This is a genomic window from Herbaspirillum sp. WTB6, assembly GCF_057457785.1.
This window is the reverse complement of the sequence record NZ_CP176522.1, coordinates 649,938-665,463: the sequence shown is the minus strand read 5'-3', so window position 1 is coordinate 665,463 and position 15,526 is coordinate 649,938. Positions and strand designations below refer to the sequence as shown.

The 15,526-nt window shown below is 61.0% G+C and carries 12 protein-coding genes; 9 read left to right on the top strand and 3 right to left on the bottom strand.

Features of this window, described 5'->3' with window-relative positions; all coding sequences use genetic code 11:
* Positions 1-30: 30 nt before the first annotated feature.
* From acnA to ACK2VC_RS03060, 3 genes are all read right to left on the bottom strand, one after another.
* Positions 31-2,751: an aconitate hydratase AcnA gene (gene acnA / locus ACK2VC_RS03070; protein ID WP_486732126.1), complete on the bottom strand. Its 2,721-nt coding sequence runs from the start codon at positions 2,749-2,751 to the stop codon at positions 31-33.
* Positions 2,752-2,846: 95 nt separating this feature from the next.
* On the bottom strand, positions 2,847-3,416 hold the full coding sequence (locus ACK2VC_RS03065; RefSeq protein WP_486732125.1) for a hypothetical protein: 570 nt from the start codon (positions 3,414-3,416) through the stop codon (positions 2,847-2,849).
* Between the two features lie 376 nt (positions 3,417-3,792).
* The gene (locus ACK2VC_RS03060) at positions 3,793-4,782 is read right to left on the bottom strand and encodes a malate dehydrogenase (protein ID WP_486732124.1); all 990 of its coding nucleotides are present in this window, start codon (positions 4,780-4,782) and stop codon (positions 3,793-3,795) included.
* A gap of 321 nt (positions 4,783-5,103) precedes the next feature.
* On the opposite strand from ACK2VC_RS03060, the gene ACK2VC_RS03055 reads away from it, so the two are divergent.
* The 9 genes from ACK2VC_RS03055 to odhB all read left to right on the top strand — a co-directional run bounded on the left by ACK2VC_RS03055 (position 5,104) and on the right by odhB (position 15,512).
* Positions 5,104-5,868 (top strand): GntR family transcriptional regulator, encoded by a 765-nt coding sequence (locus ACK2VC_RS03055; RefSeq protein ID WP_486732123.1) that lies wholly within the window; start codon positions 5,104-5,106, stop codon positions 5,866-5,868.
* 146 nt (positions 5,869-6,014) lie between these two features.
* The gene (sdhC, locus tag ACK2VC_RS03050) at positions 6,015-6,425 is read left to right on the top strand and encodes a succinate dehydrogenase, cytochrome b556 subunit (protein ID WP_486732122.1); all 411 of its coding nucleotides are present in this window, start codon (positions 6,015-6,017) and stop codon (positions 6,423-6,425) included.
* A 2-nt stretch (positions 6,426-6,427) separates the two neighbouring features.
* Positions 6,428-6,790, top strand: coding sequence for a succinate dehydrogenase, hydrophobic membrane anchor protein (sdhD, locus tag ACK2VC_RS03045; RefSeq protein ID WP_486732121.1), 363 nt, complete (start codon positions 6,428-6,430; stop codon positions 6,788-6,790).
* Positions 6,791-6,792: 2 nt separating this feature from the next.
* Positions 6,793-8,571 (top strand): succinate dehydrogenase flavoprotein subunit, encoded by a 1,779-nt coding sequence (gene sdhA / locus ACK2VC_RS03040; RefSeq protein ID WP_486732120.1) that lies wholly within the window; start codon positions 6,793-6,795, stop codon positions 8,569-8,571.
* Positions 8,572-8,681: 110 nt separating this feature from the next.
* Positions 8,682-9,392 carry a succinate dehydrogenase iron-sulfur subunit gene (locus ACK2VC_RS03035; protein WP_486732119.1) on the top strand — a complete coding sequence of 237 codons (711 nt, stop codon included), beginning with the start codon at positions 8,682-8,684 and terminating at the stop codon, positions 9,390-9,392.
* Positions 9,393-9,485: 93 nt separating this feature from the next.
* Positions 9,486-9,755 carry an FAD assembly factor SdhE gene (locus tag ACK2VC_RS03030; protein ID WP_486732118.1) on the top strand — a complete coding sequence of 90 codons (270 nt, stop codon included), beginning with the start codon at positions 9,486-9,488 and terminating at the stop codon, positions 9,753-9,755.
* Between the two features lie 78 nt (positions 9,756-9,833).
* A complete protein-coding gene (gene gltA, locus ACK2VC_RS03025) occupies positions 9,834-11,138 on the top strand; it encodes a citrate synthase (RefSeq protein WP_486732117.1) in 1,305 nt (434 codons plus the stop codon).
* A 210-nt stretch (positions 11,139-11,348) separates the two neighbouring features.
* Positions 11,349-14,204, top strand: coding sequence for a 2-oxoglutarate dehydrogenase E1 component (locus tag ACK2VC_RS03020; protein ID WP_486732116.1), 2,856 nt, complete (start codon positions 11,349-11,351; stop codon positions 14,202-14,204).
* Between the two features lie 60 nt (positions 14,205-14,264).
* Complete coding sequence (odhB, locus tag ACK2VC_RS03015; RefSeq protein ID WP_486732115.1) at positions 14,265-15,512, top strand: 2-oxoglutarate dehydrogenase complex dihydrolipoyllysine-residue succinyltransferase; 1,248 nt, start codon at positions 14,265-14,267, stop codon at positions 15,510-15,512.
* Positions 15,513-15,526 lie beyond the last annotated feature (14 nt).

Sequence of the window (15,526 nt, the reverse complement as noted above, 5' to 3'; positions counted from 1 at the left end):
GTCCGGCTGGTTGATGGTCAGCGCCGGTGCTTAGGCTGCCAGCAATTGACGCAGCACGAACGGCAGGATGCCGCCGTGGTTGTAGTAGTCGACTTCGATCGGCGTATCGATGCGCAGCGTGACTTTGACCTCCTGGCGTTCGCCGTTGCTGCGGTGGATCACCAGCGTGACTTGCTGCAGCGGCTTGATTTCACCTTCCAGGCCGGTCACATCGAAAGTCTCGTCGCCCTTGATGCCGAGCGTTTGCACGCTGTCATCGCCGATGAATTGCAGAGGCAAGACGCCCATGCCGACCAGGTTCGAGCGGTGGATGCGCTCGAACGAGCGCGCCACCACGGCCTTCACGCCCAGCAGTTGCGTGCCCTTGGCGGCCCAGTCGCGCGAGGAGCCGGTGCCGTACTCTTCGCCGCTGATGATCACGGTCGGCACGCCGTCCTTGACGTAGCGCATGGCGGCGTCGTAGATCGACATCTGCTCGCCGCTTGGCTGGTGAATCGTGATGCCGCCTTCCACCCGCGAGCCGTCCGCGGTCGGCGGAATGATCAGGTTCTTGATGCGGACGTTGGCAAAGGTGCCGCGCATCATGACGTCATGGTTGCCGCGGCGCGAGCCGTAGGAGTTGAAATCGGCTTTCAGCACGCCGTTTTCCTTCAGCCACTTGCCGGCCGGGCTGCTTTCCTTGATGGCGCCGGCGGGCGAGATGTGGTCGGTGGTGATCGAGTCGCCGAACACGCCCAGAGCGCGGGCGCCGGTGATGGCGGTGGCAGCAGCCGGCGGCTGCATGCCGAAGCCTTCGAAGAACGGCGGCTCGGCGATATAGGTCGAGCCCGGCCAGTTGTAGACCTCGCCTTCGGCGACGCCGCTGATCTGTTCCCACAGCTTGCCCGGGTTGTCCTTGATCGCCGCGTAGTTGTCCTTGAAGGTCTTGCCGTTCAGCGCATGCCGCATCAGCTTGCCGATTTCCTGCGAGGTCGGCCAGATGTCGCCGAGATAGATGTCGCGACCCTTGACGCGGCCCAGCGGCTCGGTCATCAGGTCGATCATCATGTTGCCGGCGATCGCGTAGGCCACTACCAGCGGCGGCGAGGCCAGGAAGTTGGAGCGCAGGTTGGGGTGGATGCGGGCTTCGAAGTTGCGGTTGCCGGACAGCACCGCGGCGGCGATGATGTCGTCCTTGGCCAGTGCTTCGTTCATCGCCGGAGTCAGGTCGCCAGCGTTGCCGATGCAGGTGGTGCAGCCGTAGGCGGCCAGGCCGAAGCCGACTTTTTCCAGGTACTCGAACAGGCCGGCCGCTTTCAGGTACTCGGTGACCACGCGCGAGCCTGGCGCCAGCGAAGTCTTGACGTGGCGCGGGATTTTCAGGCCGGCTTCGACCGCCTTCTTGGCCAGCAGGCCGGCGGCCAGCATTACGCTCGGGTTCGAGGTGTTGGTGCAGGACGTGATGGCGGCGATCAGGACGTCGCCGTTCTTGACCTTGACGCCATCCGAAGTCACGTATTGGGTGTGCAGATCTTCTGCCTTCTTGTTGAAGCCGCCTTCGGCCACCGGTTTGACGAACAGGTCCTCGAATGTGCTCTTGACGTTGCCGATCTCGATCCGGTCCTGCGGCCGGCGCGGGCCTGCCAGGGATGGGCTGACCGAACCCAGGTCGAGGCTGACCACCTTGGTGTAGTCGATTTCGCCGGATTTCGGCACGCCGAACATTTTCTGTGCGCGGAAGTAGCCTTCAAAGGCGTCGATCTCGGCCTTGCTGCGGCCAGTGCCGCGGAAGTAGTCGATGGTGGCTTCGTCGACTGGGAAGAAGCCCATGGTGGCGCCATATTCCGGCGCCATGTTGCCTAGGGTCGCGCGGTCGGTGACCGATAGCGAAGCGGTACCTTCGCCGAAGAATTCGACGAACTTGCCGACCACTTTTTCCTTGCGCAGCAGTTCGGTGATGGTCAGCACCAGGTCGGTGGCGGTCACGCCTTCGCGCAGGGCGCCGGTCAGGTTCACGCCCACCACGTCCGGCGTCAGCATGTAGACCGGCTGGCCCAGCATCGCGGCTTCCGCCTCGATGCCGCCGACACCCCAGCCGACCACGCCAATGCCGTTGATCATGGTGGTGTGCGAATCGGTGCCGACCAGCGTGTCCGGGTAATACACGGCGCCCTTGTCGGTCGCCTTCTTGTGCACGCCGCGCGCCAGGTATTCCAGGTTCACCTGGTGCACGATGCCGAAGCCCGGCGGCACCACGCGGAAGGTGTCGAACGCCTGCATGCCCCATTTCATGAACTGGTAGCGTTCGTTGTTGCGCTGGAATTCGATCTTCATGTTGAGGTCGAGCGCCTTCTTTTCGCGGAAGTGGTCGATTTGCACCGAGTGGTCGACCACCAGATCGACCGGCACCATCGGCTCGATCCGTTTCGGATCCTTGCCCATTTGCTTGGCGGTGCCGCGCATCGCGGCCAGGTCGACCAAGAGCGGCACGCCGGTGAAGTCCTGCAGCACCACGCGCGACACCACGAACGGAATTTCTTCAGTGCGGGCGGCGTTCGGCTGCCAGTTGGCCAGCTTGATCACGTTTTCTTCGGTGACTTTCTTGCCGTCGCAATTGCGCAGGACGGATTCCAGCACGATCCGGATCGACACCGGCAGACGCGAGATATTGACGCCGAGCTTTTTTCCCAGTGCCGGCAGTGAATGGAATTTGCCCGATTTTGAATCCGTTATTTTGAATTCCTTGAGCATGTTCAAAGTATTGCGGGACATAGCCTCTCCTTAGATTGCAAACCAACAGGTAGCAGAATTATTGAATCAAACTTGTTATACGACTACGTACAGCCGGCGCCGATGGTCTTGCCGCCTTATTTTTTTGCCGCTACCGAAACCGCCTCGGGTGCCGCAGCCTTGCCTGCTTGCGCAGCATCCTGCGCAAGCAGGCCGGTTCCGCTTGGTGCGGGAGCGTCTTTCAGGGCGATCTGGGCTGCGCTCTTGCATTCATTGGCCAGTTGCTGCCCCTTCCTGGAATCCAGCAAAATCCCCTTGGCCGGGATGCCGATCCAGATCAGGCCACGCTTGCGGCTTTCAAACCGGTTGGCTCCAGTGGTGGTGCCGACGCGCTCCAGCCGAATCAGGCGGTTCTGCCAGCGCAAGGCGATGTGATCTTGATCTGCCAGGTTGGCGTGGATGGTCAGCTTGTTGCCGAGTTCGCAGGTGTAATCGACCGCGACCGAGCCGCTGACGTCCGGTTCCGGATCATCCGCGTCCTCCTTCGACGCAGCGGGTTTTTTAGGTGCTGCCTTGGTTGTATGTCTGGCCTTCTTGGCCGGAGTTGGGGTGGCTGATTTTTGCTCGCCTGCGGCCTGGGCAATCGGCGCCAGGGTCAGCGCCGTGCCGAAGGTTAGCGCCGCCAGGGCGGCCAGGTATTTTTTCATGCGACGATCTCCATGGCTGTACGTTGGAAGTGCGGTCTGATCCGGCCCTGATGCCTTGTCATGTGGTGGCTTGAACGGGGAGGGCGGTACCGCTGGTTTTGGGCTTGCGGTCGCTGCCAAAACCCGGCTGCCAGTGTACAACTTGTGCCGGTGTCATGGTGTCGCTTGTTTGATGCGAGCCACCGTTGCTGCAGGTTTCGGACATGGATGGAAGCGGTGTCATCATCGGCACGTTCTGCCCGCTTGGAAGGTCGGCCCTGGAAAAGTGCATGTGCAACGCTGATCGTGGCGGTCGCCAATGAGTCGGTAAGAGTGTTTTGGGCGGTGTGTGGCGGCAGCCGGAAGACGCCGGATGCCACCACGCATCAAAACAACGTCAGCCCAGCAGGTGTTTGACGCCTTCGCGTTCTTCCAGCAGTTCCTTCAGGGTCAGGTCGATCCGCTCTTGCGAGAAGGCGTCGATCTCGAGGCCCTCGACGCGTTTGTATTCGCCGTTTTCGGTGATTACCGGAACCCCGAAGATGATGCCTTCCGGGATGCCATACGAGCCGTCCGACGGCACGCCCATCGTGGTCCATTTGCCATTGGTGCCGAGTACCCAGTCACGGATGTGGTCGATCGCGGCGTTGGCGGCCGAGGCGGCCGACGACAGGCCGCGCGCCGAGATGATGGCCGCGCCGCGCTTGCCGACCGTGGGCAGGAATACGTCCTTGTTCCAGACGTCGTCGTTGACCAGCGCCTTGACCGATTGGCCGTCAGCGGTCGCAAAGCGATAGTCGGCATACATGGTCGGCGAGTGGTTACCCCAGACGCACAGTTTTTCGATCGACGAAACCGGCTTGCCGATCTTGGCCGCGACTTGCGACAGCGCGCGGTTGTGGTCGAGACGCAGCATGGCGGTGAAGTTCTTGGCCGGCAGATTCGGCGCCGATTTCATCGCGATATAGGCGTTGGTGTTGGCCGGATTGCCGACCACCAGCACCTTGACGTTGCGCGAGGCGACCGCGTCCAGCGCCTTGCCCTGCACCGTGAAGATCTGGGCGTTGGCTTCCAGCAGGTCCTTGCGCTCCATGCCCGGGCCGCGCGGACGGGCGCCGACCAGCAGGGCGACGTCGGCATCCTTGAACGCGGTCATCGGATCGCTGTGAGCGGTCATGCCGGCCAGCAGCGGGAAGGCGCAATCGTCGATTTCCATCATCACGCCGGTCAGCGCCTTTTGCGCCTTTTCGTCGGGGATTTCGAGCAATTGCAGGATGACCGGCTGATCCTTGCCCAGCATGTCGCCGTTGGCGATGCGAAACAGCAGTGAGTATCCGATCTGGCCGGCGGCGCCGGTGACGGCAACGCGCATGGGGGCTTTAGCCATGTTTATTCTCCAAAGTGGTGATGATGAAATCGATGATGAGTCAAGCGAACGGCGTGCTGGCGAAAAACCGCGGCCGGAAAACCCTTAATGATACCGTTGAAAATATGTCCGGTCAGCAGTGCGCCGATCCGTGATGCGATTCATACCGGCTCCCGCGCCGGCGGCCTTGCGCCCGCCCGTTGCGGCAAATCCGGGAATATCCGCCCGCGAGTGTAGGCGCGTGTGCAGCGCCTGTCAACGGAATCATCTATCTTATATAAGACATCTCAGTCATAAGTTTTGCTGGACGTCAGGGGCGGTTGTATGGTGAAATGGGGAGCTATGAGTTCCATTCCCACCAATCTGATCGGCAACGCGGCATCCGGTGCCGGCGCTACCTTCAGTCCGCTCTATCAGCAAATCAAGGCCTTGATTACGCAAAGCCTGCAGTCCGGCGAGTGGAAGCCGGGCGAAATGATCCCGAGCGAAGTGGAGTTGGCCAACCGCTACAAGGTTAGCCAGGGAACGGTGCGCAAGGCAATTGACGAGCTGGCGGCGGAAAACCTGGTCATGCGTCGGCAGGGCAAGGGTACCTTCGTTGCCACCCATCACGAGGCGCGCGCTGAGTTCCGTTTCCTGCGCTTGATGCCGGACGTTGGCGAGGCCCATCCGGCGCGCAGCAGGATCATCGAAACCAAGCGCCTGCGGGTGCCGGCGGAAATCGCGCGCCTGCTGGAAGTGAAGTCGGGCGATCCGGTGATTTTCATCAAGCGCGTGCAATCCTTCGACGGCATACCGACCATCCTCGAGGAAATCTGGCTGCCGGGCACGCTGTTCAAGGGTTTGACCGCCGAGCGCCTGAGCGAATACAACGGCCCGATGTACGGCCTGTTCGAGACCGAGTTCGGCACGCGCATGATTCGTGCCACGGAGCGGATTCGGGCCGTCACGGCCCAGCCTGAGGTGGCGGCATTGCTGGCGATCGAGGTTGGTACTCCGTTGCTGAATGTGGAGCGCGTGTCCTATACCTACGGCGACAAGCCGGTCGAAGTGCGGCGCGGCCTGTATTCGACCGATCACCATCACTATCAGAACGAATTGAGTTGAAAAAATAATGCGTCGGTGCGCATCAGCCAGATGCGGCCTTTTCCACTCGGCTGGAAAATTTATTGCCGCTCGCACACAATACGTATTGGTGTGCAGCGCAAAATAGGCGAAAATTGCAGGATTGATCAAGTAGGGGAGGTTTTGTTATGTCAGATGCGGCGAAAAGTGCCCGGCCACAATTTCGTAATATTCATATTTTTCAGATTCTTGGTTACCGCATGCCATTTGCGGCGCTGGTTTCGATCCTGCACCGGATCAGCGGATTACTCCTCTTCATTTTCCTGCCTCTTATCCTGTTTCTGCTCGATAAAAGCCTTCTTTCCGAAATTTCCTTCGAATACTTCCGTGGATTCATTTCCGGCTGGTTCGTCAAGCTGATCATCCTCGCCCTTTCCTGGGCTTTCCTGCACCATTTTTGCGCCGGCGTTCGCCATTTGGTGATGGATCGGCACATCGGCTTGAGCAAGGAAGGCGCGCGCCGTTCGGCGGTTGGCGTGCTGGTGGTGAGCTTGCCGCTGGCGGCACTGGTTGGGTTGAAACTGTTTGGAGCATTTTAATCATGGATGACAATTTTGGATCGAAGCGGCTGGTGGTGGGCGCCCATTACGGCCTGAGGGACTGGATGGCGCAGCGCGCCACCGCGGTGGTGATGGCGGTGTACACCGTGATTTTGCTGGTGTGCTTCTTCAGCGCAAAAAATTTCAGCTATGAAGGCTGGGCCGGGATGTTTGCCCAGCAGTGGTTCAAGGTTGCCACCTTCGTGACCATCGTCGCCTTGATTTATCACGCCTGGGTCGGCGTGCGCGACGTCCTGATGGATTATGTGCACCCGGTTGGAATCAAGCTGGTATTGCAAGTTGCCACACTGGTGTGGCTGATCGCTTGTGCCGGATGGGCGGCACAGATTTTGTGGAGAGTGTAAACGTGGCAACCATCAAATCCACAATTCCGTCGCGCCGCTTTGACGTGGTGATTGTCGGTGCCGGCGGTTCCGGCATGCGCGCTGCGCTGCAATTGTCGGAAGCTGGTTTGAGCGTAGCGGTATTGTCCAAGGTGTTTCCGACCCGTTCGCATACGGTCGCGGCCCAGGGCGGCATCGGCGCTTCGCTTGGCAACATGGCGGAAGACAACTGGTTCTGGCATATGTTTGACACCGTCAAGGGCGGTGATTACCTGGGCGACCAGGATGCAATCGAATTCATGTGCCGCGAGGCGCCGAACGTGGTCTACGAGCTGGAGCACTATGGCATGCCGTTCGACCGCAATCCGGACGGCACGATTTATCAGCGTCCGTTCGGCGGCCATACCGCCAATTTCGGCGAAAAGGCGGTGCAGCGCGCCTGCGCCGCAGCCGACCGCACCGGCCACGCAATGCTGCATACGCTGTATCAGCGCAACGTGCGCGCGAAAACCCATTTCTTCGTCGAATGGATGGCGCTGGATCTGATCCGCGATGCCGAAGGCGACGTCCTGGGCGTGGTGGCGCTGGAAATGGAAACCGGCGAATCGATGATTTTCGAAGGCAAGACCACGATTTTTGCCACCGGCGGCGCCGGCCGCATTTTCGCTGCCTCCACCAATGCCTTCATCAACACCGGCGACGGCCTGGGCATGGCGGCACGCGCCGGTCTGCCGCTGGAAGACATGGAATTCTGGCAGTTCCACCCGACTGGCGTTTCCGGTGCCGGCGTCCTGATTACCGAAGGCGTGCGCGGCGAGGGCGGCATCCTGATCAATAGCAACGGCGAGCGCTTCATGGAGCGCTATGCGCCGCATTACAAGGATCTGGCGCCGCGCGACTTCGTTTCGCGTTCGATGGACCAGGAAATCAAGGAGGGTCGCGGCTGCGGTCCGAACAAGGATCACGTGCTGCTCGATCTGCGCCACATCGGCGCCGAGACGATTCACAAGCGGCTGCCGTCGATTCTGGAAATCGGTCACAAGTTTGCCAACGTCGACGCCACGCGCGAACCGATCCCGGTGGTGCCGACCATTCACTATCAGATGGGCGGCGTTCCGGCCAACATCCATGGCCAGGTGGTGGCGCCGAAAAACGGCAACCCGAACGAGCCGGTACACGGTCTGTACGCGATCGGCGAATGCTCGTGCGTATCGGTGCATGGCGCCAACCGCCTGGGTACCAACTCGCTATTGGACCTGCTGGTGTTCGGCCGCGCCGCCGGCAACCACATCATCCAGAGCGACCTGCGCGCCCGCAGCCACAAGCCGTTGCCGGCGGATGCCGCCGACTTCGCGATGGAGCGGCTGGCAAAGCTGGAAAACAATACCGGCTCCGAGCGGGTGCAGGACGTCGCCAACGCGATTCGCGGCACCATGCAGCATTACTGCGGCGTGTTCCGCACCGACGAATTGCTGCATCAGGGCTACGACAAGATCATGGAACTCGACGAACGGCGCAAGCATGTGTCGTTCAAGGATAAGTCGATGGTGTTCAACACCGCGCGGGTGGAGGCGCTGGAGCTCGACAACCTGATCGAAGTGGCCAAGGCGACCATCACCTCGGCCGCGGCGCGCAAGGAATCGCGCGGCGCCCACGCGCATCAGGACTATGAAGAGCGCGACGACCAGAACTGGATGAAGCACACGCTGTATTACTCTGAAGGAAATCGCCTCGAATACAAGCCGGTGATCACGAAACCGCTGACGGTCGAAAGCTTCGCACCGAAGGCGCGCACATTCTGATTTGCCGCTGGCAGAGATCGGCAGGGAATGACCGACAGGGAGCGCTGGCGTTGCGGCGCCACCTCGTCCGGCGTTGAATTTTTGTCTCGCTATTTTGATAAGGCCCGACCATGGCACGTACCATCAAACTTCAAATCTATCGCTACGATCCGGACAAGGACAGCAAACCCTACATGCAGGACGTCACGGTCGAGCTGAAGGATACCGACAAGATGCTGCTGGATGCCTTGCAGCGCATCAAGTCCGACGTCGACGATTCGCTGTCGATCCGCCGTTCCTGCCGCGAAGGCGTGTGCGGCTCGGACGGCATGAACATCAACGGCAAGAACGGCTTGGCGTGCATCACCAACCTGAACGAGCTGAAGCAGCCGATCGTCCTCAAGCCCTTGCCCGGATTGCCGGTGGTGCGCGACCTGATCGTCGACATGACGCAGTTCTTCAAGCAGTACGATTCGATCAAGCCGTTCCTGATCAACAATACGGTGCCGCCGGAGAAGGAGCGCCTGCAGACGCCGGAGCAGCGCGAAGAACTGGATGGCCTGTACGAATGCATCCTGTGCGCCTGCTGCTCGACGTCCTGCCCGTCGTTCTGGTGGAACCCGGATAAATTCGTCGGTCCGGCCGGCCTGCTGCAGGCCTACCGTTTCCTGGCCGACAGCCGTGACGAGGCCACCAGCGAACGGCTGGACAACCTGGAAGACCCATATCGCCTGTTCCGCTGCCGTTCGATCATGAACTGCGTCGACGTCTGCCCGAAGGGTCTGAATCCAAATGCGGCCATCGGGAAGATCAAGGAATTGATGGTCCGACGCGCCGTATAAGGGAGTATTGTGTAATTTCCGTTTGTTTATCTGCGGAATTGATGAGCGGGGTTGGCAGTATCGCCTCGTGTCGAGTAGACAGAAGGTCTTGCAATGGCAGTTACCCACCAATCCGACCCGGCCAAGCGCGCGCGCCTGCGCTGGCGTGCGCGGCGCGGCCTGCTGGAAAATGATCTGATCCTGACGCGTTTTCTGGATGCGCAGGAAGCCGAATTGACGGACGACGAGGTGGAGGCGTTTTCCCGCCTCCTGGAATTGCCCGACAGCGAGCTGATGGATCTCCTGCTGACCTCCAGGGAGCCGACCGGCGAACTGGATTTGCCGAACGTGCGTGCGCTGCTGGCGAAATTGCGCGCGGCCTGACGACCCGGTTTTGTTTTACGCGTTGCCTGCATTCCGTTTTTAATTAATGACCCACAGCCTTAGCAAGAAGGAAGTGCCATGACACAATCTGATACCAAAGCCACGCTATCGTTTTCCGATGGCACTCCGTCCCTTGATTTCCCGATTTACAAGGGCACCATTGGCCCGGATGTAATCGATATTCGCAAGCTCTACGGGACCACCGGCAAATTCACCTACGACCCGGGCTTCATGTCCACCGCCGCCTGCAATTCCTCGATCACGTATATCGACGGCGACAAGGGCGAGCTGCTGTACCGCGGCTATCCGATCGAACAGTTGGCGACCAATTGCGACTTCCTGGAAACCTGCTATCTGGTGCTGAACGGCGAATTGCCGAACGCGGAACAGAAAAGCAAGTTTGTCTCCACCGTCACGCAGCACACGATGGTGCATGAACAGATGCAATTCTTCTTCCGTGGTTTCCGGCGCGACGCGCATCCGATGTCGGTGCTGGTGGGAACGGTGGGCGCACTGGCCTCGTTCTATCACGATTCGCTCGACATCAATGACCCGCATCACCGCGAAGTGTCGGCGATCCGCCTGATCGCCAAGATGCCGACGCTGGTGGCGATGGCGTACAAGTACTCGCTTGGCCAGCCGTTCGTCTACCCGCGCAACGACTTGTCGTACAGCGCGAATTTCATGCGCATGATGTTCTCGACGCCGTGCGAGGAATACAAGGTCAACGACGTGCTGGTGCGCGCGCTGGACCGCATCCTGATCCTGCATGCGGATCACGAGCAGAACGCTTCGACCTCGACCGTGCGCCTGGCCGGTTCGTCCGGCGCCAATCCGTTCGCCTGTATCGCGGCCGGCATCGCCTGCCTGTGGGGTCCGGCGCATGGCGGCGCCAATGAAGCAGCGCTGAACATGCTGAAGGAAATCGGCTCGGCCGACAAGATCGGCGAGTTCGTCAAGCAGGTCAAGGACAAGAGCTCCGGCGTCAAGCTGATGGGATTCGGCCATCGCGTCTACAAGAACTACGATCCGCGCGCCAAGCTGATGCGCGAAACCTGCTATGAAGTGCTGAACGAACTGGGCTTGGAAAACGACCCGTTGTTCAAGCTCGCGATGGCGCTGGAAAAAGTGGCGCTGGAAGACGATTACTTCGTGTCGCGCAAGCTGTATCCGAACGTCGACTTCTACTCCGGCATCGTGCAGTCGGCACTCGGCATCCCGGTCTCGCTGTTCACCGGTATCTTCGCGATGGCGCGCACGGTCGGCTGGATCGCGCAGTGGAACGAAATGATCTCCGATCCCGAACAAAAGATCGGCCGTCCGCGCCAGTTGTTCATCGGCTCGGCAAAACGCGACGTCGAGCCGATCGGCAAACGGTCCTGATCGGCCGCAGCATGAGAAAAGAGCGAGCTTTCCCAGCTCGCTTTTTTTGTTGGATGGGCTTGTATGATATGCTCGCGGCCTGCACGAATTGATTTTTGAAGTACAGCCCTTCCCCACAACTTGATGTGCGATCCGCTAACCGGTCAGGCCGTGTCGCGGAAGGTTAGATTAACCCGCTAATCTCGCGAAACGCGAAGAAAGGTGAGCAAGATGATGCAGCAATACCGCTCCAGTTCCTATTTATCCGGCGGCAACGCGCCGTATATCGAGGAACTGTACGAGTCCTATCTGAACAATCCCGGTTCCGTCTCCGAGGGCTGGCGCGCCTATTTCGACGCCATGCAGCACGTGCCGGCCGTGGATGGCACGACCCGCCCCGACGTCGCGCATGCGACCGTGATTGCCTCGTTCGCCGAGCGCGCCAAGCAGGGGCCGATCCGCACCGTGGTCGCTTCCGCCGACGCCGAACTGGGGCGCAAGCGCGTTGCGGTCACGCAGTTGATCGCCGCCTATCGCTACCTCGGCACGCGCTGGGCCAACCTGGACCCGCTGCAGCGCCAGGAGCGGCCCAGCATTCCCGAGCTGGAACCCGGTTTTTACGGTTTCACCGATGCCGACATGGATACGGTGTTTACCATCAGCAATACCTACTTCGGCACTGAAACCGCGACCTTGCGCGACCTGCTGAACATGCTGCGCGACACCTATTGCCGTTCGATTGGCGTCGAATTCATGTACATGAGCGATCCGGCGCAAAAGCGCTGGGTGCAGGAGCGGCTGGAATCGGTGCGCTCCACTCCCACTTTTTCCGCCGAGAAGAAAAAGCATATCCTCGACCGGCTGACCGCAGCCGAAGGCCTGGAACGTTACCTGCACACCAAATATGTCGGCCAGAAGCGTTTTTCGCTGGAAGGCAGCGAAAGCTTCATCGCCGCGCTGGACGAAGCGATCCAGCGTGGCGGCGGCAAGGGCCTGCAGGAAATCGTGATCGGCATGGCGCACCGCGGCCGCCTGAACGTGCTGGTTAACACCCTGGGCAAGACGCCGCAGGAACTGTTTGCCGAATTCGAAGGCAAGCACGCGGAAGACCTGCCGGCCGGGGACGTCAAGTATCACCAGGGGTTTTCATCCGACATCACGTCGCCGGGCGGCCCGGTACACCTGTCGCTGGCGTTCAATCCGTCGCACCTGGAAATCGTCAACCCGGTGGTCGAGGGTTCGGTGCGGGCGCGCATGGAGCGGCGCAATGACCGCGATGGCTCGCAGGTGCTGCCGATCCTGGTGCATGGCGACGCCGCCTTTGCCGGCCAGGGCGTAGTAATGGAAACCCTGAACCTGGCGCAAACGCGCGGTTACGGCACCAGCGGCACGCTGCATATCGTGATCAATAACCAGATCGGCTTCACCACCTCCGATCCGCGCGACTCGCGCTCGACGCTGTATTGCACCGATGTCGTCAAAATGATCGAGGCGCCGGTGCTGCACGTGAATGGCGACGACGCCGAAGCGGTGGTGCTGGCAACCCAGATCGCGCTCGACTACCGCCTGGAATTCAAGAAGGACATCGTGGTCGACATCGTTTGCTACCGCAAGCTGGGCCACAACGAACAAGACACTCCGGCGCTGACGCAGCCGCTGATGTACAAGAAGATCAGCCAGCACCCGGGAACCCGCAAACTGTATGCCGACAAGCTGACGGCCCAGGGCACGATCGACGCCACCACCGGCGACGCGATGGTGGCGGCCTATCGTGAAGCGATGGATAGCGGCAAGCATGCGGTCGATCCGGTCATCTCCAACTTCAAGAACAAGTTCGCGGTCGACTGGATGCCGTTCCTGAACCGCAAGTGGACCGATGCCGCCGAGACCTCGGTGCCATTGGCCGAACTGAAGCGGCTGGCGGCGCGGATTACCGCCGTTCCGGACAATTTCAAGGTGCACCCGCTGGTCGAAAAAGTGCTGGCCGATCGGGCCGCGATGGGCAACGGCGACCTCAAGCTGGACTGGGGCATGGGCGAACACCTGGCGTTTGCCTCGCTGGTGGCTTCGGGCTACGCCATCCGCATTACCGGCCAGGATGCCGGACGCGGCACCTTCATGCACCGGCATGCGGTCCTGCACGACCAGAACCGCGAGCGCTGGGATGCCGGCACCTACATTCCGCTGCAGCACGTGTCGGACAAGCAGGCGCCGTTCCGTGTCATCGATTCGGTGCTGTCGGAAGAAGCCGTGCTCGCCTTCGAATATGGCTACTCGACCGCCGAACCGAACACGCTGACGATCTGGGAAGCGCAGTTCGGCGACTTTGCCAACGGCGCGCAGGTCGTGATCGACCAATTCATCAGTTCCGGCGAAGTCAAGTGGGGCCGCGCTTCGGGGCTGGTGATGATGCTGCCGCACGGGTATGAAGGCCAGGGGCCGGAACACTCGTCGGCGCGCCTCGAGCGCTTCCTGCAACTGTGCGCGGACAACAACATGCAGGTGGTGCAGCCGACCAGTGCGGCGCAGATTTTCCACCTGCTGCGGCGCCAGATGATCCGCCTGTTCCGCAAGCCGCTGGTGATCTTCACGCCAAAGTCGCTGCTGCGCAACAAGGATGCCGGCTCGCAACTGGCAGACCTGGCCAAGGGTTCGTTCCAGACCGTGATCGGCGAAGTTGATGAAAAAATCGACGCCAAGAAGGTCAAGCGCGTGATCGCCTGCTCCGGCAAGGTGTATTACGACCTGGTGAATGCCCGCACCGAACGCGCGCAAAACGACACCGCCATCATCCGCATCGAGCAGCTGTATCCGTTCCCGCACAAGGCTTTCGCCACCGAACTGAAGAAGTTTCCGAATTTCACGGAACTGGTGTGGGCGCAGGACGAGCCGCAGAACCAGGGCGCCTGGTTCCAGATCCAGCACAACATCTTTGAAAACATGGAAGCAGGGCAGAAACTGGCCTACGCCGGACGCCCGGCTTCGGCCTCGCCTGCGGTCGGCTACTACGACAAGCACTACGCGCAGCAGAAGGCGCTGCTCGACACGGCGTTTTCCAGGCTCAAAGGTTTTATCCTGACCAAATAGAAACCTGCGGCGCCGCCAGAAGCTGGGGCGCCGCACGAACAACCCGAAACGGAGAGTTACATGGCAATTCATGAAGTCAAGGTTCCGCAACTGTCGGAATCCGTCGCCGAAGCGACCTTGCTGCAATGGCACAAAAAAGTCGGCGAACCAGTCGCGCGCGATGAAAACCTGATCGACATCGAGACCGACAAGGTGGTGCTGGAACTGCCGGCGCCGGCCGCCGGCGTAATTACGCAGATCCTCAAGGCCGACGGCGCCACCGTGGTGGCCGACGAAGTGATCGCACTGATCGATACCGAAGCGTCGGCCAGCGTTGGCGCGGCCCCGGCTGCGGCCGCCGCCGCCGCCGCGCCGGTGGCAAGTGCCGCCGCTGCCGCCCCGGCCACATCTGCCGCCTCGGCGGTGGCGATGCCGGCTGCCGCCAAGATGCTGGCCGAGAACAGCCTGTCCGCCGGTGCTGTTGCTGGCAGTGGCAAGGACGGCCGCATCCTGAAGGGCGACGTGATCAATGCGCTGGCCACCCAAAGTGCGCCGCAAGCAGCGCCGGCAGCGGTCGCGCGGCCGGTCTTGCAGGCAGTGCCGGTGGCAAAACCGGCCAGCACCGAGAACCGGCCGGAAGAGCGAGTACCGATGAGCCGCCTGCGCGCGCGGATTGCCGAGCGCCTGCTGCAGTCGCAGGCCACCAACGCGATCCTGACCACGTTCAACGAAGTCAACATGCAGCCGGTGATCGACCTGCGCACCAAGTACAAGGACAAGTTCGAGAAGGAGCATGGCGTCAAGCTCGGCTTCATGTCGTTCTTCGTCAAGGCCGCGGTCGCCGCGCTGAAACGCTATCCGATCATCAATTCCTCGGTGGACGGCAACGACATCGTGTATCACGGCTATTTCGACATCGGCATCGCGGTCGGCTCGCCGCGCGGCTTGGTGGTGCCGATCCTGCGCGACGCCGACCAGATGTCGATTGCCGACATCGAAAAGAAAATCGGCGAGTTCGGCGCCAAGGCGAAGGATGGCAAGCTGACGCTGGACGATCTGTCCGGCGGCACCTTCTCGATCTCGAACGGCGGCATCTTCGGCTCGATGCTGTCGACGCCGATCATCAACCCGCCGCAGTCGGCGATTCTCGGCGTGCACGCCACCAAGGACCGGGCCGTGGTTGAAAACGGCCAGATCGTGATCCGCCCGATGAACTATCTGGCGCTCTCCTACGACCACCGCATCATCGACGGCCGCGAAGCGGTACTCGGCCTGGTCGCGATGAAGGAAGCGCTGGAAGATCCGGCGCGCCTGCTGCTCGATCTGTAAGCCTGCATAGGGGC